Genomic DNA, 22886 nt, shown 5'->3' with positions numbered 1-22886 from the left:
TTATTTTGAGATAAAAAAATGAAAAAAACTATTTTTCTACATAAGCTTCTGCCCGTATTGATTGCGGCGGGGCTTTTGTCTGCATGCGGAGATGAAAAACCCGAGGTCTTAATCGCTGCTGCCAAGACCAGCCTCGAGAAAAATGACCAAAAAACGGCCATTATCCAAATTAAAAATGCTCTACAAGCTGACCCGAACTTGCCGGAAGCCAGATTTTTGCTGGGTTCTGCGCTTTTGGCTTCGGGTGATCCTGCCGCTGCAGAAATAGAGTTTGATAAGTCCCGTCGTTTAAAGTACCTTGATGACTTGATTGTGCCGAAATTAGCGCAATCATTGCTTTTTCAGGGAAAATTTAAAAAAATAACAGAGGACTTTTCCAAGACTGAGTTGCAATCAACGGCTGCAAAAGCTAATTTACAAATATCATTGAGTAAAGCGTATGCAGCTCAAGGACTTTCCGATTTATCGCAAAGCGCATTGAATTCTGCTCTTTCATTTGAGCCGGAAAATCCCGATGCACTGATCATTAAGTCTCGTGATCTTGCTGCGAAAGGGGACTTTTCAGCAGCTTTGTCGTTGATTGATGCTGTTATCGCCAAGAATCCCGAGAATCCTGAAGCCTTCAAGATGAAGGGCGATATTCTTCTTTTTGGAAAAAAAGACCTCGATGCTGCATTGTCGTTATATAAAAAATCGACTGAAGTTAAAAGTAATTATATACCAGGGTATGCTGGGGCATTAACTGTCCTGTTTCAGCAGGAGAAACTGGATGATGCGCAAAAAGAATTAGATGCTTTGAAGAAGTTTGCGGATAAAAATCCACAAACTAAATATTTTGAAGTGCAGTTGGCTTATCAGAAGAAAGACTTTTTGACGGCGCGGTCTTTGGCTCAGCAACTTTTGAAGATTTCACCAGATAATCCTGTTGGTTTGCAGTCAGCAGGATTGATTGAATTTCAATTAAATTCATTCTTGCAGGCTGAAATTTATTTAAGCAAAGCGGTTACTATTAATCCTGCTTTGACAATAGCGCGTCGACTCCTAGTGATGACATACCTGCGTATGGGGCAGCCAGACAAGGCTCTCGCGACATTGCGTCCTGGACTTGCACAGGAGCCAATTGATACCGCTCTGTATTCGATCGCAGGCGAAGTATTTTTGCAAAACGGTGATATCAAGAAAGCTGGTGAATATTTTTCCAAGGCCTCTAAGTTGGATCCTAAAGACGGCAGAAAACGTACTTCGGTGGCATTGGTTCGAATGATGGAAGGTGAGACAGCCTCTGCGTTCAATGAATTGGATGACATTGCTGCGTCGGATCAAGGTATATCGGCTAATCTTGCATTGATCAGTGCACATTTGCGTAGGCAAGATTTTGATAAAGCGCTCAAAGCCATTGACGGAATGGAGAAAAAGCAGCCGGATAATCCTTTTGTATTTAATTTGCGTGGAAAAATTCAGATTTCTCAAAATGATTATGTGAATGCCCGTAAAAATTTCGAAAAAGCCGTTGCAATTAATCCAACATATTTTCCAGCTATTGCCAGTCTGGCCGGATTGGATGTTTTTGAGAAAAAACCTGAAGATGCAAAAAAACGATTGGAAGCTTTGTTGGTTAAGGAGCCTAAAAATAACCAAGCTCTTCTCGCGTTAGCTGAATTGCGGGCTCGTCTAGGCGGTACGAAGGAAGAGATCGCGGAGTCTATTAATAAAGCGATAGCCGCTAATCCCTCCGAAGTAGGCCCCCGGATTTTGTTGGTCGATTTTTATTTAAGAAATAAAGATAATAAAGCAGCATTTTCTGCAGCCCAAAATGCCGCCACGGTATTGCCCGATAGCATGGAGGTTTTGGATGCGTTAGGCCGTTCACAACTTGCATCGGGTGATACCAACCAAGCGATATTGTCTTATACCAAGCTTGTCAGCTTGCAACCACAATCGATACCGGCCTTGATGCGTCTTGCGGGCGCTAACATGGCCGCCAAAAACACAGCAGCGGCAGAGCAGGCTCTCAACAAGGTGTTGGAGTTGAAGCCAGATTCGATTGAGGCACAATCCAATTTGATTATGTTGAATATGTCTGCGGAGCGGTATCCAAAAGCTGTTGAGATCGCACGATCCATACAGAAACAGAGACCCAAGGAAATAGCGGGCTATGTGTTAGAAGGCGACGTGAATGTTGCACAAAAGAAGTGGGATGACGCTTTGGCGGCCTACCGGGCAGGGCTAAAGCAATCCACTGCGCTGGAGCCTGCTACAAAGATTCATGCAGTTTTAAATGCATCAGATAGAAAAGCAGAAGCGGATAAATTTGCGACGTCCTGGATGAAAGACCACCCCAAGGATGTGCAGTTCGTCACCTATTTGGGCGATGCAGCCCTGGCGAAAAAAGATTTTTTTAACGCAGAAAAATTCTATGCGATTGTTGCCCAGGCCCAGCCTGACAATGCGGTTGCCTTCAACAACTTGGCTTGGATTAGCGGGCAGCTTAAAAAAGATAGCGCGATTGCTTATGCTGAGAAGGCCAATAAACTGGCGCCTAACCAACCGGCATTTATGGATACTTTGGCCATGCTGTTGTCAGAAAAAGGTGATTCTGCAAAAGCCATTGAATTACAGAATAAGGTAATTGCATTGCAACCCGAAAATCCTGTTTTTAAATTGAATTTGGCGAAAATTTATATAAAATCCGGAGATAAAAAACAGGCCAAGGTGCTGCTGGATGATTTGACAAAATTGGGTGATAAGTTCTCGGCTCAAGCAGAGGTTGATGCTGCATTAAAGAGCTTATAGTTTTTAAACTTGATCAAAAACGCATTGGAGGTGAATATGCCAGGTAAATTTTCTATCCAATGCGCGGTTGTATTGGCGGTCTTTCTTTCTCCTTTTTACATGGTGCATGCCGAGTTGTCGGATGTGATTGCAAAGGTCAAGCCCTCAATGCTTATCGTGGGCTATTACAAAAGCACCAATAGTCCCCGGTTTACTTTGCGCGGTTCGGGTTTTGTGGCGGTCGGGGGTAACTTGGGTATCACCAATTCCCATGTCTTATTCGGTCCGTCGGACGACAACACGGGTTCGGATTTGGTGGTGCAGGTGCGAGGGCCCAAAGGCGAGTGGCAATTGCGGCAGGCTGTGGTGTTGGAGCAAGACCGTCTGCACGACTTGGTACTGCTGCGGTTTGCGGGGGAGTCTGTGCCTGCTCTGACCTTGCGGGATTCCAACACCGTGCGTGAAGGTCAAGCGGTTGCACTGATGGGCTTTCCGATTGGTGGTGCGTTGGGGTTTTCGCCAGTGACGCACCGGGCAATGGTGTCATCCATTACCCCAATCGTTTTGCCAGCAGCCACCGGGCAGTTGCTAACCGAAAAGTCGATTCGCAGCATCCGGGATGGCGGTTTCGATATCTTCCAACTGGACGGTACGGCCTATCCGGGCAATAGCGGCGGGCCGCTGTTTGATGCCGAGTCGGGCGAAGTGGTGGGTATCGTGAACATGGTGTTTGTGAAGGGAACCAAAGAGTCGGCCATCAGCCAACCCTCCGGCATCTCGTACGCTATTCCCTCCAATTACATCCAGCAACTGGTACAACGCCAAAAGGCCAACTGAGGCCTTTTCCCCTTACTGCATGAAGCCCATGCGGCCTTTGTGCAGCGCGGCCTTGGGCAGGTCGTCCACCCGCACGGTGCCGCGGCCATCGAGACGGGCATTGCCAAAGCCGGTCATCAACGCCCGGCGCATTTCGCGCGGCGCAAGCTCAGCCAAGGCATCTTGCAAATCGCTGTGCGGGTCGGGCGCGAAGCGCTCACCCCAGCCATGTTCGGCGCGGATGGATTGGTAGAGGTTGCGGGCGATCTGGCGCGCGGCCTCGGGGGAGGGTGGCTCGATTTCAAATACGTTCATGCGGTTCAAAATCGGTTCGGGGATGCCGCGCGGGTCGTTTGCCGTGGTGATCCAGATCACTTGGCTGGCATCGATAGCAATCTCTGCGAACTCGTCCATGAAGTTCTGGGCGGTGTCGTGCTCTAGCAGGCTGTAGAGCGCGCCCAGCGGGTCGTACTGGGCATCGGCGCTGGCTTTGTCGATTTCGTCCACCACGATGACCGGATTGGCATATTCGCCGTCGATCAGCGCCTCAAATACTTTGCCGGGCTTGGCACCTTTCCATTGCGAGGATGAACCCGACAGCAGCCAGCCTGCAGTCATGGAACTCATGGGTACCAGGCTCATGCCGGTGCCAAGCAGGTCGGCGAGCTTCTTGGCGAAGTGGGTTTTGCCGATGCCAGGCAGGCCCAGCAGGAGGATGGGGGTGACCTCCAGGCCGTCACGGCTGTCCTGGCTCAGGGCGACGTGGCGTTTTACGTCGTCCAGCACCTCGGTGAAGTTGGGCAGGGCCTGGTACAGGGCCGACATTTCGGGGATGCCCGAGGGCTTGACCTGGAAGCGGTCGGGGCCGCGCTCCAGCATGCGCTCATAGGTGCTGCGCAGGTTTTCGTGTTCTCGGCTGGGCAGTTTGGCGAGTTTGCGCTCGACATCGTGCGGCTGAAAGACGCTGCGCACGTTGGCCACGGGCAGTTGGAACGAGGACGCATGAGGAACGAGGCTGCGGGATTCCATCGATTACTCCTGGTTACAGACACGGCTTCATTTCAGCATAAGCCGTGCCAGCGTACCAGGGTCCAAGCTGCGCATTAGTGCCGCTTGCGCTACCTATTTGCGCGTTGTGGACATGCCACCACACCGCGCCACGCCCGAAATCGTGCGTGGATGCCGGGAATCAGGTGGCTGTGGAGCCCAGCATCTGGTGCAGTTCGCCGGATTCGTACATTTCCATCATGATGTCCGAGCCGCCCACAAACTCGCCTTTGATGTAGAGCTGCGGAATGGTGGGCCATTGGCTGTATTCCTTGATGCCCTGGCGGACTTCGTCGTCTTCCAGCACATTGACGGTTTTGACCGTTTTGGTATCCACGCCGCAAGCCTTCAGCAGCTGGATGGCACGGCCGGAAAAACCGCACTGGGGGAAGCTGGCGTTGCCCTTCATGAATAGCACTACGTCGTTGGATTTGACCAGTGCATCAATGCGTTGTTGTGTGTCGCTCATCAAAAGACTCCTTGAATATCAAGCCACTATTATTTCACTTAGCGTGCCGTGGCAGGTGGCGCGCGGTGGAGTGCCCTCATTCATACCAAGGACGCACCGGTTTTCGATTTGCTATTATTTAAATAGCTTCTTGTGCTTATTCAATAAGCGCTAGAGGCCTAAAAAACTCTTAATTCCATTGCCCGCCAGTGCAGCGCGCGAGTCCGGCCAGGTCGGGCCGGGATTGCACCTGCACAAAGCCGGCCTGCGCCAGCAGCGCTGCCACTGCCGGGGCCTGGTCGAAACCATGCTCCAGCAGCAACCAGCCTTGGGGCCGCAGATGCGCTGGGGCCTGGTCGATGATTTGGCGGATGTCGTCCAGTCCGTCGAGGCCGGCGGTCAACGCACTGCGTGGCTCGTGTGCCAAGGCGGGCAGATGCGGGTCGGTATCGGCGATGTACGGTGGGTTGGACACCACCAGGTCAAACGTGCCATTCACCCCTGCCAACCATGTGCTTTGGAGGAAGGCCACGGGCAGGGCCAGCCGGGCCGCATTGGCCTGGGCCACGGCGAGCGCGTCGGTGCTGTTGTCGACCGCAGTAACCTGTGCATCTGGCCGGGCCTTCTGGATCGCCAGGGCGATGGCCCCGCTGCCGGTGCCGAGGTCGATCACCAGCGGCGCAGTTCGTCCGGTCGAAAGTTCCAGCGCCCAGTCCACCAGGGTTTCGGTATCGGGCCGGGGGTCGAGCACGCGGGCATCGACCCGCAGGTCCAGGCCGTAAAACTCGCGCTGACCGGTGATGTAGGCCACCGGCTCACCGGTTCGACGGCGGGTGCAGGCGGTGCCAAAGGCAGCGGCTTGGGCTGGACGCAGGGCATCTTGCCCATGGGCCAGCAGCCAGGCGGCGTCCAGCGGGTTCTTGCCCAAGGCGTGCAGCAGCAGCATGCGGGCGTCCAGCTTGTCGATGCCGTGTTTTTGCGCGCCCAGCAGGGCTACTTGCAAGGTGCTGACCTCATCGCTGTAGACCGATACCGGGCGGGCCGCGGCGCGTGCCGTTTTGCCCAGGCCGGGGCGTTCGGGGCGTGGGGCCATGCGCTTGGCGCTTTTTTCCTTCGCGTCTTTCAGGGACTTACTGGACACTTTGGCGTAGCCGCCTTGTGGCTTGGGGCCTTTGTTGATGGAGCGTGCCATGGGTTCCTTGCAGTTAAGCGATGGTTTCTAGTTCGGCGAGCTGTTCTGCTTCGTGGGCGGCACGCAGGGCTTCCATGGGTTCGCTGAGATCGCCTTCCATGATGAACAGCAGCTTGTACAGCGTGAGGTTGATGCGGTGGTCGGTCCAGCGTCCCTGCGGGAAGTTGTAGGTGCGGATGCGGTCGCTGCGGTCGCCGCTGCCGATCAGCCCCTTGCGTTCGGCGGCATCCTTGGCGGCGCGCTCGGAGCGGTCTTTTTCATGGATGCGGGCGGTCAGCACTTTCAGCGCCTGGGCCTTGTTGCTGTGCTGGCTGCGGCCATCCTGGCACTCGGCAACGATGCCGGTGGGAATGTGGGTGATGCGCACCGCAGAGTCGGTCTTGTTGATGTGCTGGCCACCGGCGCCGCTGGCGCGGTAGGTGTCGATGCGCAGATCGGCCGGGTTGATCTTGATGGCCACGGCCTCGTCGGGTTCGGCCAGCACGGCGACTGTGCAGGCACTGGTGTGGATGCGGCCCTGGGTTTCGGTGGCGGGCACGCGCTGCACCCGGTGGCCGCCCGACTCGAACTTGAGCTGGCCGTAGACATTGTCGCCTTCGATGCGCAGCACCACTTCCTTGTAGCCGCCCAGTTCGCTCTGCGACTCGCTCACGATCTCGGTCTTCCAGCCCTGGCGCTCGGCGTAGCGGCTGTACATGCGCAATAGGTCGGCGGCAAACAGGGCGGATTCGTCGCCGCCGGTGCCCGCACGGATTTCCATGAAGGCGTTGCGCGCGTCGTCCGGGTCCTTGGGCAGCAGCATGCGTTGCAGTTCGGCCTCGAGTTTTTGCAACTCGGCTTCGGCGGAGGCGATCTCTTCTTCGGCCATCTCGGCCATTTCCGGGTCGCTCTGCATGGCCTGGGCGGCGGCCAGGTCGGACTCGCGCTGGGTGTAGCGGGTAAAGCGCGCCGCCACCTGGCCGACCTCGGTGTGCTCGCGCGAAAGCAGCAAAAACTGCTTCATGTCGCCCATGATGTCCTCGCGGGACAGCAAAAAGTCGAGTTCTGCAAGGCGAAAGACGTAGCGCTCTAGCTGTTGGCGGAGAAAGGGTTTCATAAAGGGGGCAACTTACATCAATAACAGTCCCAAGGCGGGACGACGGCCCCTTGGGGGCCTGGCGCAGGGGTAGGCAGCGTCGCTAACGCTCTTTGCGCAAAAACAGCTTGTGGATGGCCTGTACCGTGTGTTCACGGCTGTCGGCATCGCCTGCACGCAGCTCGGCCATCGCGCCATGCAACATTTTTTGCGTCAGGCCCTTGCTGAGCATGTCCAGCACGGCGTCGATGTCGTCGCCCTTGGCCAGCAGCCGGCGGGCGCGGGCCAGCTCGGTGGTGCGCCATTCGTCGGCCTGGGCGTTGAGCTGCTGGATCAGCGGCACCACGCCGTGCACCGGGTGGCGTTGTTCCATCCAGTGCAAAAAGCTTTGCACACCCGCGTCGATGATGACCTCGGCCTGCGCCACCGCCGCCTGGCGGTTGGCCTGGCCGCTTTGCACCACGTGGGCCAGATCGTCCACCGTGTACAGAAATACGTCTTCCAGCGCCTTGACTTCGGGCTCGATGTCGCGCGGCACGGCCAGATCGACCATGAAAATCGGCCGGTGTTTGCGCAGCTTCAGCGCCCGCTCTACCGCGCCCAGGCCGATGATGGGCAAGGTGCTGGCGGTGCAGCTCACCACGGCATCGAATTCATGCAGGCGGCTGGGCAGGTCGGCCAGGCGCATCACCTCGCCGCCGAAGCGGATGGCGAGCTTTTCGCCGCGCTCCAGGGTGCGGTTGGCGACGGCGATGGATTTGGGGTTTTTGGCGGCAAAGTGGGTGGCAGCCAGCTCGATCATCTCGCCCGCGCCGACAAACAGCACGCGCACCTGGGTCAGGTCTTCAAACAACTGGCCGGCCAGGCGCACCGCTGCGGCCGCCATGCTGATGGAGTGCGCGCCGATTTCGGTGGAGGTGCGCACCTCTTTGGCCACCGCAAACGAGCGCTGGAACAGCTGGTTCAAGGTGCTGCCCAGTGCCCCGGCCTGCTCGGCCACGCGGATGGCATCCTTCATCTGGCCCAGAATTTGCGGCTCGCCCAGCACCATCGAGTCCAGCCCGCTGGCGACACGAAACGCGTGCCGGGCCACCGGGCCGTCTTGTAGCGTGTAGGCATGGGAGCGCAAGAGCGCAGGCGAGACACCGCCAGAGTGGGCCAGCCAGTCCACCGTGTGGTCCAGCGCCTGCTGGTTGCCTGCGCAATAGATTTCGGTGCGGTTGCAGGTGGAGATGATGGCGGCTTCGGGGCCTTGCAGCGCGGCGCGCAGGCCGTGCAGTGTGGGGGCGATCTGGTCCAGGGCGAACGCAAACCGACCGCGCAAATCCAGAGGTGCGGTGTTGTGGTTAATGCCTAATGCCCAAACTGCCATGGCCCGATTATAAAATTTGTGCGGGGCTAAAACGCCTGCGCGCCGCCAAAGCCTCAAAATTGCGGCTATGGGACCTTTAGATTCGTTTTTTCATCTGTTGAATTTCGCCGCACCGGCGTTGGTGGTGGGGGCGCTGACCGCGTTGGCCGCCAAGGCATTTATGAAAAATAAGCCGCTTACGCGCTCCTGGTACGCGCAAGCAGCTATCAATTCTGTAGTATGCCTGTTGGCGTTAGTGGGTGGACTGTGGTTCTTTGGCCACGACGGCAAGATGGCCACCTACGCGGCGCTGGTGCTGGCCTGCGCCACCAGCCAGTGGGCGCTCAGCCGTTAGCTGCCTGCGCGGCGCCATCGGCGGGGGCGAACAGATCGATCCGGTCGGTGATGATGGCGTCGGTGCCCAGCGCGGTCAGGCGCTGCACCGAAGGCGCGTCGTTGACGGTGTAGCTGGCGCTACGCATCCCGGCGGCTTTCACCAGGCCGACGGTCTCGGCCGTCCACAGCGTGTGGTCGCAGACGATGGCGATGCAGCCCAGGCGCTGCGCAGCAGGCAGCCAGCCGTCCCACAATGTATCGAGCAACAGGCCCCGCGGCAGGCCGGGTTGGGCCGCCTGCGCACCTTCCAGGGAGGCGACGCTGAAAGATGTGAGCAGCGGCGGCACGGCCTGGCCCTGCCAGAGGCGGGCGGCGGCATCTGCCACCTTTTCGCCGGTCAGGCGGTCGGTGTCGGGCGAGGGTTTGATCTCGATGTTCAAAAACAGGCTGTTGCGTTGGCAAAACGCGGCAATGTTGTCCAGCGTGGGAATGGGCTCGCCCGCCTGGCTGCGCGAGTGCCAGCTGCCGGCATCGAGCTGTGCCAGCGCGCTCCAGGGCTGTTCGCCCGCGACACCCACGCCGGTGCTGGTGCGCTCCAGCGTGTCGTCGTGCAGCAAGAAGGGCACGCCGTCGGCGCTGAGCTTGGCGTCGCACTCGAACATGCGGTAGCCGTGCTGGGCCCCCAGGCGGAAGGCGGAAAGGGTATTTTCTGGTGCCAGTTTGCCTGCGCCCCGGTGGGCGATCCAGCGGGGGTAGGGCCAATTGAGCGCGGTGACGTGCATGGTTAGATTCGTTTTCCTGTTTCGCTATTAAACCAGTGCAAACGGTCGGCCCGCGGCGTGGCGTAGATCGTGCTGCCGATGGCGGGGGCGGCGGTGCTCTCGTCGGTGCGGATGATCAGCAGCTCCTGGCCCAGCCGGGCGTAAATCAGGCGCTCGGCTCCCAGCATTTCGGTGGTTTCGACGGCCAGGCTCCAGCCCGTTTGGCTGAGGTGCAGGTGCTCGGGGCGGATGCCCAGGATGGCGTTGGCCGGGCCACCATGCGCGGCATTGGGGGCGCTCTTGAGCAGGTTCATGGGTGGGCTGCCAATGAAGCTGGCCACAAAGGTGCTGGCCGGCTGGGTGTAGACCTGCTCGGGCGTGCCGTACTGCTCGACCACACCGCCGTTCATCACCAGCATGCGCTGCGCCAGGGTCATGGCCTCGACCTGGTCGTGCGTGACGAACAGCGAGGTGATGCCGAGTTCACGGTGCAGCTTCTGGATCTCCAGCCGGGTCTGGGCGCGCAGCTTGGCGTCCAGGTTGGAGAGTGGCTCGTCGAACAAAAACACCTGCGGCTGGCGCACGATGGCGCGGCCCATGGCCACGCGCTGGCGCTGGCCACCGGAGAGCTCGCGCGGCTTGCGGGTGAGGTACTGGCCCAGTTCCAGAATCTTGGCGGCCTTGTCGACGCGGGTTTTGATCTCGTCCACCGGCACCTTGGCGATCTTCAGGCCGTAGGCCATGTTGTCGAACACCGTCATGTGCGGGTACAGCGCATAGTTTTGGAACACCATGGCGATGTCGCGCTCCGAGGGCTCCAAGTTGTTGACCACCCGCCCGCCGATGCTGATCGTGCCGTCGCTGATTTCTTCCAGCCCGGCCACCATGCGCAGGAGCGTGGATTTGCCGCAGCCCGAGGGGCCGACGATGACGATGAATTCGCCGTCATTGATCTCGGCGTTGACCCCGTGGATGACCTGGTTGGCGCTCGGACCTTTGCCGTAGCGCTTGATGATATTAGAGAGAGAGATGGCGGCCATAAGGGTGTCTGCTATTAGATTGGTAGCTGCTTGTGCTGATCAAATAAGCGCTGGAGGCTTATTTCTTATAAATTACTTCTCGGTGTCTACCAGGCCTTTGACGAACCACTTCTGCATCAGCATCACCACCAAAGCGGGCGGCAGCATGGCCAGGATGGCGGTGGCCATCACCAGGTTCCATTCGGTCTGGCCGTCGCCGCCGGAGATCATGCGCTTGATGCCGATGACCACCGGGTACATGTCTTCGTTGGTAGTAACCAGCAGCGGCCACAGGTACTGGTTCCAGCCGTAGATGAACTGGATCACGAACAGGGCCGCCATGCTGGTGGTGGACAAAGGCAGCAGGATGTCTTTGAAAAAGCGCATCGGGCCGGCACCGTCCATGCGCGCGGCTTCCACCAGTTCATCCGGCACGCTCATGAAAAATTGGCGGAACAAAAAGGTGGCCGTGGCCGAGGCGATCAGCGGAATCGTCAGACCCGCGTAGCTGTTGAGCATGCCCAGGTCGGCCACCACCTTGTAGGTCGGGCCGATGCGCACCTCGACCGGCAGCATCAGCGTGACAAAGATGGCCCAGAAGAAGAACTGTTTGAATGGAAACCGAAAGTACACCAGCGCAAAGGCCGACAGCAGCGAGATGGCGATCTTGCCAATGGCAATGGTCAGCGCCGTAATCAGGCTGACGACCATCATTTGCCCGACCGCCGCGTTCGAGCCGCCACTGGAGCCGGTGCCGCGCAGCACCGTCAGGTAGTTATCCACCAAGTGCGCGCCGGGCAGCATGGGAATGGGGCGCTGCACCATCTCCAGCGCCGTGTGCGTGGAGGCGACAAAGGTGACGTAGACCGGAAAGGCCACCACCAGCACACCCAGAATCAGCACCACGTGGGCCAGAATGGCCCCAAAGCTGCGGCGCTCAACCATAAAAGCCGTCCATCAGTAATTCACTTTCTTTTCGACAAACTTGAACTGCACCACGGTCAGCGCCACCACGATCACCATCAGCACCACCGACTGGGCCGCCGAGCCGCCCAGGTCCATGGCCTTGAAGCCGTCGTAATACACCTTGTAGACCAGGATGGCCGTGTCTTTGCCCGGCCCGCCCTGGGTGGTCGAGTCGATGATGGCGAAGGTGTCAAAAAACGCGTAGACGATGTTGATCACCAGCAAAAAGAAGCTGGTGGGAGTGAGCAACGGGAACTGGATGGTCCAGAAGCGCCGCCAGGGCCGGGCACCGTCCATGGCGGCCGCTTCGATCAGCGATTTGGGAATGCTTTGCAGCCCCGCCAGAAAGAACAAGAAGTTGTACGACAGCTGTTTCCACACCGCTGCGCCCACCACCAGCGCCATGGCGTGGGTGCTGTTGAGCAGGTGGTTCCAGTCCAGCCCCAGCAGGCCCAGCCAATAGGCCACGATGCCGATGCTGGGCGAGAACATGAACAGCCACAGCACGCCCGCCACCGCCGGTGCCACGGCGTAAGGCCAGATCAGCAGCGTCTTGTAGATGCTGCTGCCCTTGATGACCCGGTCGGCAAACACCGCCAGTACCAGCGACAGGCCAATGCCCAGGCCCGCTACCAGTACCGAGAAAACCGCGGTGGTTTTGAACGAGGCCAGGTAGCTCGCGTCATTCCACAGGTTGCGGAAGTTCTCCAGACCCACCCAGTCGACCGAGGTGCCGAAGGCATCCGACTGCTGCAGCGACTGCAGCATCGCCTGGCCCGCAGGCCAGAAGAAGAACACGACGATGACGATGAGTTGGGGGGTGATGAGCGCCCAGGGCAACCAGCTGGATTGGAAGACAACGCGTTTTTCCATACCGGCGGTTAGCTACCCTTGTTGGCTTTTTCGAAGCGTTCGAGCTGCTCGTTGCCGCGCAGCACGATGCTGTCCAGGGCTTCCTTGGCGGTCTTTTTACCGGCCCAGACCTGCTCCAGCTCTTCGTCCTCGATCGCCCGCACCTGCAGGTAGTTGCCCAGGCGGATGCCGCGCGAGTTGGTGGTCGTCTTGCGGATCATCTGGTTGGGGGCCACGTCGGTGCCGGGGTTTTCCTGGTAGAAACCAGACTTCTCGGTCAGGGTGAAGGCCGCCGTGGTCACCGGCAGGTAGCCGGTGCGCTTGTGGCTGGCCGACTGCACCTCGGGGCTGGAGATGTAGCTGAAGAACTTGGCCACGCCCTTGTACTCAACGGGCTTCTTGCCGGCCAGAACCCACAGGCTGGCGCCGCCGATCACCGTGTTTTGCGGTGCACCGGGCACATCGGGGTAATAGGGCAGGGGGGCCAGGCCAAAGGCGAACTTGGCGTTTTTCTTGACGTTGCCGTAGAAGCCGCTCGAGGTGGTCATCATGGCGCATTCACCCGACACAAAGCTGGCCTCGGGTACGTTGCCGCGGCCCTTGTAGATGAACAGGCCCTGCTTGGCCATGTTGCCCAGGTTTTCGATGTGGCGCACGTGCAGCGGCGAGTTGATCTTCATGCGTGCGTCCATGCCGCCCAGGCCGTTGGCCTTGGTGGCAAATTCGACGTTATGCCAGGTGGAAAAGCTCTCCAGCTGGGTCCAGCCCTGCCAGGCGATGGACAGTGGGCATTTGTGGCCGCTGGCCTTGAGCTTGGCTGCGGCCAGGGCCACTTCGGGCCAGGTGCTGGGGGCCTTGTCGACCGGCAAACCAGCGGCTTTGAAAGCATCCTTGTTGTAATAGAAAACCGTGGTCGAGCTGTTGAACGGGAAGCTCATCATCTGGCCGTTGGCGGTGGTGTAGTAGCTGGCCACAGCGGGAATGTACGCGGCGGGGTCGAACTTCTCGCCTGCGTCCTTCATCATTTGGCCTACGGGCATGATGGCCTTTTTACTGGCCATCATGGTGGCCGTGCCGACCTCGAACACCTGCAGGATGTGCGGTGCATTGCCCGCGCGGAAGGCGGCAATGGCGGCCGTCATGGACTCGTCGTACTGGCCCTTGTAGGTGGGCACGATTTTGTAGTCTTTCTGGCTGGCGTTGAAGTCTTTGGCCAGGTCGTTGACCCACTCGCCATTGACCGAGTTCATCGAATGCCACCACTGGATCTCGGTTTGGGCCTGGGCCGTGGAGAGCGTGAGGGCAGTAGTGGCCAGGGCCAATGCCAAACGGGAAATCTGCATGCGGGTTCCTAACGGAATGGAAAAGAGGGAGATGCTAGGCGAGAAAGGTGACAGTGCTATGAAATTCTGTCCCAAAGCTGACATCTGTACTAGCGGGAAAACCCGTTTTGGTGCACGCCTGGGATGTATACAGCACGCGGGCCTTCTTGTTTGGGGCTTGCATAAACCTGGCTTGATGGGCGGTTGTGTATCAAAATGCTTCAGTAGGTGGGCAATTTCTGGCAAGGGTCGGTTTGCGGTCCTTTGTATTGCACACCGGATGGAGGAGCACCACTATGAAACTGCGCACCCAAATTATGGGCTTTGGCCTGGTCGGCACCTTGCTGGCCGGATTGGCTGGCGGCATTGGCCTGTTTGCTTCGGCCCGCCTGGGCGATGCCCTGGACGAGGCTATCCAGGCCAGCGTGGCGCTGCAGACCAGCCAGTCGGCAGACATGATGCACGACGCCGTGCGCGGCGATGCACAGTTGGCGATCCTGGGGGCGATGGAGCAAAAGTCGGCCCAAATCACCGAGGCCGACAAGGACCTGAAGGAGCACGCGGACACCTTCAACAAGGCGCTTGCCGAGCTGCAAGCCATGCCATTGACAGAGGAGAGCAATGCCGCCCTGTCCAAGGTGCAACCGCTGGTGAAAAAATACATCGCCTCGGCCACGCTGGTGGTCAGCGCGTCCAGCACCGACCTGCAGGCCGCCCAGGCCGCCGTACCGGCTTTGCAGGCCGCGTTCTCCGAGCTGGAAAAGGAGATGGAGGCCTTGTCCGACACCATCCAGCACAACGGGGAGAACCTGAATGCCCGGGCCAAGCAGAACGTGGAAAGCACCCGGCTGGCCATCGGCGGCTCTCTGGTCTTGGCGTGCGTGGTGATGATGGCCTGCGCGCTGTGGCTGGCCCGCAGCATGACGCGGCCCATGGTGTATGCCGTAGGTGTGGCCGACCGGTTGGCCCAGGGCAATCTGGCCAGCGCCATCCAGCCTGCGGGAAATTTTGAGACCGTGCAGCTATTGCAGTCCATGGCCCATATGCAAAACAGCTTTTCGGGCATCGTGCGCGATGTCAAGGCCAATGCCGACGAGGTGGCCATGGCCAGCGCCCAGATTTCCCAGGGCAACCAGGACCTGTCAAACCGTACCGAACAGCAGGCCGGTGCCCTGCAGCAGACCGCCTCCACCATGGAGCAACTGGGCAGCAATGTGCGCAACAACGCCGATAACGCCCAACAGGCCAACAAGCTGGCCCTGGGCGCCACCAGCGTGGCTGTCAAGGGCGGCGAGATGATGGGCCAGGTGGTGCAGACCATGACCGGCATCAACGACAGCGCCAAGAAGATTGCCGACATCATTGGCGTGATCGATGGCATCGCTTTCCAGACCAATATCCTGGCTCTCAATGCCGCTGTGGAGGCGGCTCGCGCCGGGGAGCAGGGCCGTGGGTTTGCGGTGGTGGCCAGTGAAGTGCGCAGTCTGGCCCAGCGCAGCGCCGAAGCGGCCCGTGAAATCAAGGTGCTGATCTCCACCAGCGTGGAGCGGGTGGACCAGGGCACGCTGCAAGTGGGGCAGGCCGGGCAGACCATGGACGAGATCGTGGAGGCCATCCGGCGCGTGGCGGCCATCGTCACCGAAATCAGCGCCGCCAGCGCCGAGCAAAGCGCCGGTGTCAACGAGGTGGGGCAGGCGGTGTCGCAAATGGACCAGGCGACCCAGCAAAATGCGGCCCTGGTGGAAGAAAGCGCGGCCGCGGCTGCCAGCCTGACGCAGCAGGCGCAGCAGTTGGTGGATACCGTGGCGGCGTTCCGGTTGGCGTAAACGCCCGAGCTACTCGGGAATCAGGCAGGCCTCGACGACCTGCAAGCCGTTGTCGCGCGCGAAGTTGATGGCAAAGTCCCAGGCCATCACGTCGTAGTCGCGCAAGTCGCTGTGCAGAATCACCACCTTGGTTCCGTTGATGGTGGTGGGCACGCACCATGGCGAATAGCTCAGGTGGCTGCCGGGCTGTGCGCCGCCCGGGCGAAACTGGCTCAAAACCCCTGCCAAGCGCTCAGCCCAGTCACTGGGGCGAAAGGGTCGCCCGTTCTCGGTGACACCCTGGATAAAGACTTCTTTGGCGGAGGTTGAAACCATCGGTGGGGCTTTTCAGAGGGGGTTGGGTGCGTGTGCAAAACCGGGCCGGTAGGCTGGTTGGGACGGCACTTTAGGCTGGAATGATAGCGCCAATGGCACGTAGAGGGTAACTATGCTGCGGTGCACAATAATTGTATCTTATATAAGACTTGGGGCCATTTGGGGGGGCTTTGGGCGCATTGTGACGGGTGGTAACGCATCGCAGTGATGCGGGATTGTCAAAAAACTAAGCAAACTCTGCGCCTAGAATTGTGTTTCAGCGGTTGATGTGGCCCTGAACGTGAACTTGACTACTTTGGAGAAACTGCATGACCGCTACGCAAGAGGCTTCCTCGCCCCACACCATGAACACCTATGGCCGCCTGCCGATCGCGCTGTCGCACGGCCAGGGCTGTCGCGTGTGGGACGTGAACGGCAAGTCCTACCTGGACGGGCTGGGCGGCATTGCGGTCAACACCTTGGGGCACAACCACCCCAAATTGGTGCCTGCCCTGCAAGACCAGATCGGCAAGATCATCCACAGCTGCAACTACTACCACATCCCCCTGCAGGAGGCGCTGGCCGCCAAGCTGGTGGAGCTGTCGGGCCTGACCAATGTGTTCTTTTGCTCCACCGGGCTGGAGGCCAACGAGGCCGCGCTCAAGCTGGCGCGCAAATTCGGCCACGACAAGGGCATCGAACGCCCCGAAATCGTGGTCTATGAAAAAGCTTTCCACGGCCGCAGCATCGCCACCCTCAGTGCCACCGGCAACACCAAGATCCAGAAGGGCTTTGGCCCCATGGTCGAAGGCTTCATCCGCGTGCCGCTGAACGACATCGAAGCCCTCAAGGCCGCCACCGCCAACAACCCCAACGTCACCGCCGTGTTCTTCGAGACCATCCAGGGCGAAGGCGGCGTGAACCCGATGCGCATCGAATACCTGCAGCAGGTGCGCAAGCTCTGCGACGAGCGCGACTGGCTGCTGATGATCGACGAAGTGCAGTGCGGCATGGGCCGTACCGGCAAATGGTTTGCCCACCAGTGGGCGGGCATAAAGCCCGACGTGATGCCGCTGGCCAAGGGCCTGGGCTCGGGCGTGCCGGTGGGCGCGGTGGTTGCAGGCCCCAAGGCGGCGCACATCTTCCAGCCCGGCAACCACGGCACCACTTTTGGCGGCAACCCGCTGGCCATGCGCGCCGGGGTGGAAACCATCCGCATCATGGAAGAAGACGGCCTGCTGGAGAATGCCGCCCAGGTCGGGGCGCACCTGCAGGCCGGGCTGCGCAACGCTTTGGCGGGCGTGGCGGGCTTCAAGGAAGTGCGCGGCCAGGGCCTGATGATCGGCGTGCAGCTCGACCGCCCCTGCGGCGTGCTGGCCCAGCGCGCGGTCGAGGCCGGGCTGCTCATCAGCGTCACGGCCGACAGCGTCATCCGCCTGGTGCCCCCGCTGATTTTGACCACCGCCGAGGCCGACGAACTGGTGGCCATTCTGTGCCCCTTGATCCAGCAATTTTTGGCAGAACCGGTATGAAACATCCGTTAAAGCACTACCTGCAGTTCAGCGACCTGAGCGCCGACGAATACGCCTATATTTTTGGCCGCGCCGCGCTGATCAAGAAGAAGTTCAAGGCCTACGAGAAGCACCACCCCCTGGTGGACCGCACCCTGGCCATGATCTTCGAGAAGGCCTCCACCCGCACCCGCGTGAGCTTCGAGGCCGGCATGTACCAGCTCGGCGGCAGTGTGGTGCACCTGACCACCGGCGACAGCCAGCTGGGCCGCGCCGAGCCCATCGAAGACAGCGCCAAGGTCATCAGCCGCATGGTCGATCTGGTGATGATCCGCACCTTCGAGCAAACCAAGATCGAGCGCTTTGCCGCCCATTCGCGCGTGCCCGTCATCAACGGCCTGACCAACGAGTTCCACCCCTGCCAGATTTTGGCTGACATCTTCACCTACATCGAACACCGTGGTTCCATCGCGGGCAAGACGGTAGCCTGGGTGGGCGACGGCAACAACATGGCCAACACCTGGCTGCAGGCCAGCGAGGTGCTGGGCTTTACCGTGCACGTCAGCACGCCCAGCGGCTACGAGGTGGACCAGTCGGTGGCGGGCATCCGCTCGGCCGAGAGCTACAAGGTCTTCCAAGACCCGATGCAGGCCTGCGCCGGGGCCGACCTGGTCACCACCGACGTGTGGACCAGCATGGGCTACGAGGCCGAAAACGAAGTCCGCAAAACCGTCTTTGCCGACTGGCGTGTCGATCTGGAGATGATGGGCATTGCCAAACCCGACGCACTCTTCATGCACTGCCTGCCCGCACACCGCGGCGAAGAGGTCGACGCCGATGTCATCGACGGCCCGCAATCCGTGGTGTGGGACGAGGCGGAGAACCGCATGCACGTCCAAAAAGCGCTGATGGAATACCTGATGCTGGGCAAGCTGGCGTAAACCCATGTCTGCTGTCTGCCAAAGCTGCGGCATCTGCTGCGCCAGCTTCCGCGTGGACTTCGCGGTGGAAGAGTCGCAGGAAGAGGGCGGCAGCGTGCCCGAGGGCCTGGTGGTCGAGGTCAACGCCCGCCTGCGCCGCATGCGTGGCACCGACCACAGCCCGCCGCGCTGCGCGGCCCTGGTGGGCACGCTGGGCGAGCGCGTGGCCTGCGGCATCTACGAATGGCGGCCCTCGCCCTGCCGCGAGTTCGAGGCGGGCAGTGCGGCCTGTCTGCAAGCCCGTACCCGCCGGGGGGTGTCGAATGCTCTTGTTTTTGAGTAAAAAAATCGTGGCTGCTCACGCTCATTGGATAAGCGTAGGCTGCCATTTTTATGCCTGAAAATTGGCCTGTTTTTTAGGATTTTCTGAAAATCCGGGGGAATTCGGCGGCTGTTGGAAATAACCGACACCACGCGAATTTCAGCGGTGCTACCTTCGGCGGCACCATGCAAAACCTCTGGGATATTTCCCCACCCATCGCTCCCGGCTGCCCAGTTTTTCCCGGCGACACGCCCTACCAGCAGCACTGGTCGGCCACCATCACGCCCGACTGCCCGGTCAACGTCAGCGCCATTACGTTGTCGCCCCACGTGGGCGCGCATGCCGATGCCCCGCTGCACTACGACCCGCAGGGCGCAGCCATCGGTGCGGTCGATCTGGCGCCCTATCTGGGCCCCTGCCGCGTCATCCACTGCATAGGTTGCGGGCCGCTGGTGCTTTGGAGCCACCTGGCCCACGCGTTGGTGGATCTGCCGCCGCGGGTGTTGGTGCGCACTTACGCCCGCATGCCCATCGACCGCTGGGATGCCGACCTGGCCGCCTTCGCCCCCGACACCGTGGAGCGCCTGGCCGCCCTGGGCGTGACCCTCATCGGCATCGACACCGCCAGCATCGACCCGGCCAGCAGCAAGACCCTGGACAGCCACCAGGCCATCCGCCGCCTCAACCTGCGCGTGCTGGAAAACCTGGTGCTCGACGCCGTGCCCGAGGGTGACTACGAGCTCATTGCCCTGCCGCTCAAGCTCATGACCGCCGATGCCTCTCCTGTGCGCGCCATCCTGCGTGCTCTTTGAAAGTAGAAAGATGACCACCCTGCACGACTGCCTGCGCCTCGACGCGCAAGACCCCTTGGCCCCCCTGCGCGACCACTTCAGCCTGCCGGCGGGCGTGATCTACCTGGACGGCAACTCCCTGGGCGCGCTGCCCCGCGCCACCGCCGCCCGCGTGGCCGAGGTGGTCACCCAGGAATGGGGCACCGACCTCATCAAGGCCTGGAACACCGCCGGTTGGTTCGACCTGCCGCAGCGCCTGGGCAACCAGATCGCCCGCCTCATCGGTGCCCGGCCCGGGGAGGTGGTGGCCACCGACAGCACCTCGGTGAACCTGTTCAAGGTGCTCACCGCCGCCATCCATCTGGCCAGCGCCGACGCACCGCAGCGCAAGCTGATCGTCAGCGAGCGCAGCAACTTCCCCACCGACCTGTACATCGCCGAATCGCTGTGCCGCCAGCACGGCTTGACCCTGCAACTGGTGGAGCCCGAAGAAATCGCTGCCGCCCTCACGCCCGAGGTGGCGGTGCTGATGCTCACCCACGTGAACTACCGCACCGGCGCCATGCACGACATGCCCGCCGTCACCGCCGCCGCCCATGCTGCAGGCGCGCTCATGCTGTGGGACCTGGCGCACAGCGCGGGCGCGGTGCCGGTGGACCTGACCGGCGCTGATGCGGGTGTTGGGGCCGACTTTGCCGTGGGCTGCGGCTACAAATACCTCAACGGCGGCCCCGGTGCCCCGGCCTTTGTGTGGGTGAATCCCAAGCATGCCGACCGCTTCTGGCAGCCGCTGGCCGGCTGGTGGGGCCACGCCACGCCGTTTACCTTCACACCCGACTACCGCCCCGCGCCCGGCGTGCAGCGCTACCTGTGCGGCACCCAGCCGATGATCAGCCTGTCGGCCCTGGAGTGCGGGCTGGACGTGTTTGCGGCAGCCGCCACCCTGGTCCCCAACCAGACGGCCATGGAAACCCTGCGGCAGAAATCGCTGGCCCTGACCGACCTGTTCATCGCCCTGGTCGAGCAGCGCTGCGCCGGTTTCGGCCTGGCGCTGGCCACCCCGCGCGAACACGCCCGGCGCGGCTCGCAGGTGTCCTTGAGCAAAGCCGAGGGTGCGTACGCCATCGTCCAGGCGCTGATCGCCCGCGGCGTGATCGGCGACTTCCGCGCGGGCGACGGCGCGGCCCACCCCGACATCCTGCGCTTCGGCTTCACCCCGCTGTATGTGGGCTATGAAGACGTGTGGCATGCGGTGGAGCAACTGCGCGAGGTGCTGGAAACCGCAGAGTGGCAGCGCCCCGAGTTCCACAAGATCAGCGCGGTGACCTGATATGGGCTGCCCTCACAACCCGATCGGCCACACCGAAAAAATCGTGCAGGAAGAGCACGCCCAGCTCGACTTCAGCCAGTCCATGAGCTACGGCGACTACCTGCAGCTCGACAGTATTTTGTCGGCGCAAAAGCCCTTGTCGCCCGCCCACGACGAGCTGCTGTTCATCGTGCAGCACCAGACCAGCGAACTCTGGATGAAGCTGATGCTGCACGAGCTGCATGCCGCCATCCGCTGCGTGGCCAGCGACGACCTGCACAGCGCTTTCAAGATGCTGGCCCGGGTAAGCAAGATCATGGACCAGCTGGTGCACGCCTGGGACGTTCTGGCCACCATGACGCCGCCCGAATACAGCGCCATGCGCCCTTTTCTCGCCAGCTCCAGCGGCTTCCAGAGCGCGCAGTACCGCTGCATCGAGTTCGCCCTGGGCAACAAGAACGCCGCCATGTTGAAGCCCCACGCCCACCGCCCCGACCTGCTGGCGTTGGTGCAGGCGGCTTTTGAAGCCCCGTCGCTGTACGACGAAGCCCTGCGCCTCATGGCCCGCCGCGGCCTGGCCGTGCCTGCCAGCCATCTCCAGCGCGACTGGACCCAGCCCTACCTGGCCAGCCCCGCCGTCGAGGCCGCCTGGCTGGTCGCCTACCGCGACCCGCGCCAGCACTGGGAGCTGTACCAGCTCGGCGAAAAGCTCACCGACCTGGAGGACAGCTTTCGCCTCTGGCGCTTTCGCCACGTCACCACCGTGGAGCGCGTCATCGGCTTTAAGCGCGGCACCGGCGGCACCGGCGGCGTGAGCTACCTGCGCAAGATGCTGGATGTAGTGCTGTTCCCCGAGATTTGGACCCTGCGCACCAATTTGTAGCCGGGCTGGCGGGGTGGGGTGAATCGTTACAATTCTGGGCAACGCTGAACGAGTCCCTCGCGGTCTGCGCCTCCCTGGACTCGGGCGGTCTGCGGCGTTGCAAATCCTCGACATGGCCCGAGCTATGTCTGCGGCTTGCGCCTTGCATCCCATCCCGATCCATGGCGCGCCGCCTCGCGGTGACTCATTCAACGTCGCCTTAGAACCTTTTAACCCCTCCGCGCAGATTCTGCGCGCACCACCAGCTATGACTTTAGTAGCAATCTTGATCGCCACCCTGTGCGCCGGTATTGGCAGCGTGTGGGTGGCGGCGGTCCTCAGTTTTGGGGTGCTGGCGCGCTATACCCAGCACATGCTGAGCCTGGCCGCCGGTGCGCTGCTGGCCACGGCTTTCATGCATTTGCTGCCCGAGGCGTTCGAGAGCCAGGTCAGCCCGCAGGAGCTGTTTGGCACCTTGCTGGTGGGGCTGGTGTTCTTCTTTTTGCTCGACAAAGCCGAGCTATGGCACCACGGGCATGAGCACCACCACGGGCCGCAGGCCGATGCGCATGCCGGGCATGCAGGCCACGACCACGGACACCACCACCACGACCATGGCAGCCCGCCCCGCAGCGGCGGTTGGGCGGTGCTCACCGGCGACAGCGTACACGCCTTTGGCGACGGCATCCTGATCGCCTCGGCCTTCATGGCCGACCTCCAGCTGGGCTTTGTGGCGGCGCTGGCCGTGCTGGTGCACGAGGTGCCGCACCACATGGGCGATCTGGTGGTGCTGCGGGGCAGCTCCAGCAACCGCCGGGTGGCCCTGCTCAAGGTGTCGCTGGCCGGGGCCGTGACCGCCCTGGGCGGCATGGTGGGCTACGGGCTGGTGGATTTGCTGCACGACTGGTTGCCGTACTTTCTGGTGGTGGCCAGCAGCAGCTTCATCTACGTGGCGCTGGCCGACCTGATTCCGCAACTGCAAACCCGCCTGAGCGCCCGCGCCACGGCCGCACAGGTTGCCTGGCTGCTGATAGGCATGGGCCTGGTGATGCTGGTGAGCCATCTGGCCCACGGGCACTGAGGCACGCTGGCGA

Annotated in this window: 22 protein-coding genes; 11 read left to right on the top strand and 11 right to left on the bottom strand. The window is 60.9% G+C overall.

All coding sequences use genetic code 11. The features are described 5' to 3' along the window. Positions 1-18 precede the first annotated feature (18 nt). Together prsT and AB3G31_RS17395 are read left to right on the top strand one after the other, a co-directional pair. A complete protein-coding gene (gene prsT / locus AB3G31_RS17400; RefSeq protein WP_367847331.1) occupies positions 19-2793 on the top strand; it encodes an XrtA/PEP-CTERM system TPR-repeat protein PrsT in 2775 nt (924 codons plus the stop codon). A gap of 9 nt (positions 2794-2802) precedes the next feature. Continuing rightward, the gene (locus AB3G31_RS17395; RefSeq protein ID WP_367847330.1) at positions 2803-3609 is read left to right on the top strand and encodes a S1C family serine protease; all 807 of its coding nucleotides are present in this window, start codon (positions 2803-2805) and stop codon (positions 3607-3609) included. Between the two features lie 12 nt (positions 3610-3621). Here AB3G31_RS17395 and AB3G31_RS17390 read toward each other — a convergent pair whose 3' ends face one another. The 5 genes from AB3G31_RS17390 to hemA all read right to left on the bottom strand — a co-directional run bounded on the left by AB3G31_RS17390 (position 3622) and on the right by hemA (position 8722). Next, entirely contained in the window at positions 3622-4617 is a 996-nt protein-coding gene (locus tag AB3G31_RS17390; RefSeq protein WP_367847329.1) for an AAA family ATPase, read from the bottom strand. Positions 4618-4777: 160 nt separating this feature from the next. Continuing rightward, on the bottom strand, positions 4778-5104 hold the full coding sequence (grxD, locus tag AB3G31_RS17385; RefSeq protein ID WP_367847328.1) for a Grx4 family monothiol glutaredoxin: 327 nt from the start codon (positions 5102-5104) through the stop codon (positions 4778-4780). A gap of 169 nt (positions 5105-5273) precedes the next feature. Further along, positions 5274-6275, bottom strand: coding sequence for a peptide chain release factor N(5)-glutamine methyltransferase (gene prmC, locus AB3G31_RS17380; protein WP_367847327.1), 1002 nt, complete (start codon positions 6273-6275; stop codon positions 5274-5276). A 13-nt stretch (positions 6276-6288) separates the two neighbouring features. Next, a complete protein-coding gene (gene prfA / locus AB3G31_RS17375) occupies positions 6289-7371 on the bottom strand; it encodes a peptide chain release factor 1 (protein ID WP_367847326.1) in 1083 nt (360 codons plus the stop codon). Between the two features lie 82 nt (positions 7372-7453). Then, on the bottom strand, positions 7454-8722 hold the full coding sequence (hemA, locus tag AB3G31_RS17370; RefSeq protein WP_367847325.1) for a glutamyl-tRNA reductase: 1269 nt from the start codon (positions 8720-8722) through the stop codon (positions 7454-7456). A gap of 67 nt (positions 8723-8789) precedes the next feature. On the opposite strand from hemA, the gene AB3G31_RS17365 reads away from it, so the two are divergent. Continuing rightward, the gene (locus AB3G31_RS17365) at positions 8790-9056 is read left to right on the top strand and encodes a hypothetical protein (protein WP_367847324.1); all 267 of its coding nucleotides are present in this window, start codon (positions 8790-8792) and stop codon (positions 9054-9056) included. Here the strand turns inward: AB3G31_RS17365 and ugpQ are convergent. From ugpQ to ugpB, 5 genes are all read right to left on the bottom strand, one after another. Next, a complete protein-coding gene (gene ugpQ, locus AB3G31_RS17360) occupies positions 9046-9819 on the bottom strand; it encodes a glycerophosphodiester phosphodiesterase (protein WP_367847323.1) in 774 nt (257 codons plus the stop codon). The genes AB3G31_RS17365 and ugpQ overlap by 11 nt on opposite strands. Before the next feature lie 2 nt (positions 9820-9821). Continuing rightward, positions 9822-10838, bottom strand: coding sequence for a sn-glycerol-3-phosphate import ATP-binding protein UgpC (locus tag AB3G31_RS17355; RefSeq protein ID WP_367847322.1), 1017 nt, complete (start codon positions 10836-10838; stop codon positions 9822-9824). A gap of 72 nt (positions 10839-10910) precedes the next feature. Beyond that, positions 10911-11762 (bottom strand): sn-glycerol-3-phosphate ABC transporter permease UgpE, encoded by an 852-nt coding sequence (gene ugpE, locus AB3G31_RS17350; protein ID WP_367847321.1) that lies wholly within the window; start codon positions 11760-11762, stop codon positions 10911-10913. 12 nt (positions 11763-11774) lie between these two features. Next, positions 11775-12656, bottom strand: a complete 882-nt coding sequence (ugpA, locus tag AB3G31_RS17345) for a sn-glycerol-3-phosphate ABC transporter permease UgpA (protein ID WP_367847320.1) — start codon at positions 12654-12656, stop codon at positions 11775-11777. An 8-nt stretch (positions 12657-12664) separates the two neighbouring features. Then, positions 12665-13978: a sn-glycerol-3-phosphate ABC transporter substrate-binding protein UgpB gene (gene ugpB / locus AB3G31_RS17340; RefSeq protein WP_367847319.1), complete on the bottom strand. Its 1314-nt coding sequence runs from the start codon at positions 13976-13978 to the stop codon at positions 12665-12667. A gap of 275 nt (positions 13979-14253) precedes the next feature. Between ugpB and AB3G31_RS17335 the strand changes: the two genes are divergently transcribed. Then, on the top strand, positions 14254-15783 hold the full coding sequence (locus AB3G31_RS17335) for a methyl-accepting chemotaxis protein (protein WP_367847318.1): 1530 nt from the start codon (positions 14254-14256) through the stop codon (positions 15781-15783). A gap of 9 nt (positions 15784-15792) precedes the next feature. Here the strand turns inward: AB3G31_RS17335 and AB3G31_RS17330 are convergent, their stop codons facing one another. Continuing rightward, positions 15793-16098: a DUF3579 domain-containing protein gene (locus tag AB3G31_RS17330; protein WP_367847317.1), complete on the bottom strand. Its 306-nt coding sequence runs from the start codon at positions 16096-16098 to the stop codon at positions 15793-15795. A gap of 308 nt (positions 16099-16406) precedes the next feature. Between AB3G31_RS17330 and AB3G31_RS17325 the strand changes: the two genes are divergently transcribed. The 7 genes from AB3G31_RS17325 (at position 16407) to AB3G31_RS17295 (ending at position 22873) form a co-directional block, all read left to right on the top strand. Further along, a complete protein-coding gene (locus AB3G31_RS17325; RefSeq protein ID WP_367847316.1) occupies positions 16407-17609 on the top strand; it encodes an aspartate aminotransferase family protein in 1203 nt (400 codons plus the stop codon). Continuing rightward, the gene (argF, locus tag AB3G31_RS17320; protein WP_367847315.1) at positions 17606-18529 is read left to right on the top strand and encodes an ornithine carbamoyltransferase; all 924 of its coding nucleotides are present in this window, start codon (positions 17606-17608) and stop codon (positions 18527-18529) included. The genes AB3G31_RS17325 and argF overlap by 4 nt, the downstream gene beginning before the upstream one ends. Positions 18530-18533: 4 nt before the next feature. Further along, positions 18534-18851, top strand: a complete 318-nt coding sequence (locus tag AB3G31_RS17315; protein ID WP_367847314.1) for a YkgJ family cysteine cluster protein — start codon at positions 18534-18536, stop codon at positions 18849-18851. Between the two features lie 164 nt (positions 18852-19015). Continuing rightward, complete coding sequence (kynB, locus tag AB3G31_RS17310; protein WP_367847313.1) at positions 19016-19642, top strand: arylformamidase; 627 nt, start codon at positions 19016-19018, stop codon at positions 19640-19642. A gap of 10 nt (positions 19643-19652) precedes the next feature. Beyond that, a complete protein-coding gene (gene kynU, locus AB3G31_RS17305) occupies positions 19653-20951 on the top strand; it encodes a kynureninase (RefSeq protein WP_367847312.1) in 1299 nt (432 codons plus the stop codon). 1 nt (position 20952) lies between these two features. Then, a complete protein-coding gene (gene kynA, locus AB3G31_RS17300) occupies positions 20953-21813 on the top strand; it encodes a tryptophan 2,3-dioxygenase (protein WP_367847311.1) in 861 nt (286 codons plus the stop codon). A 247-nt stretch (positions 21814-22060) separates the two neighbouring features. Then, positions 22061-22873 carry a ZIP family metal transporter gene (locus AB3G31_RS17295; RefSeq protein ID WP_367847310.1) on the top strand — a complete coding sequence of 271 codons (813 nt, stop codon included), beginning with the start codon at positions 22061-22063 and terminating at the stop codon, positions 22871-22873. The last annotated feature ends 13 nt before the right edge of the window (positions 22874-22886 follow it).

The organism is Rhodoferax sp. WC2427 (assembly GCF_040822085.1).
In the GTDB taxonomy this organism is placed as follows: Bacteria; Pseudomonadota; Gammaproteobacteria; order Burkholderiales; family Burkholderiaceae_C; genus Rhodoferax_B.
This window is presented reverse-complemented; position numbering and strand designations above follow the sequence as displayed.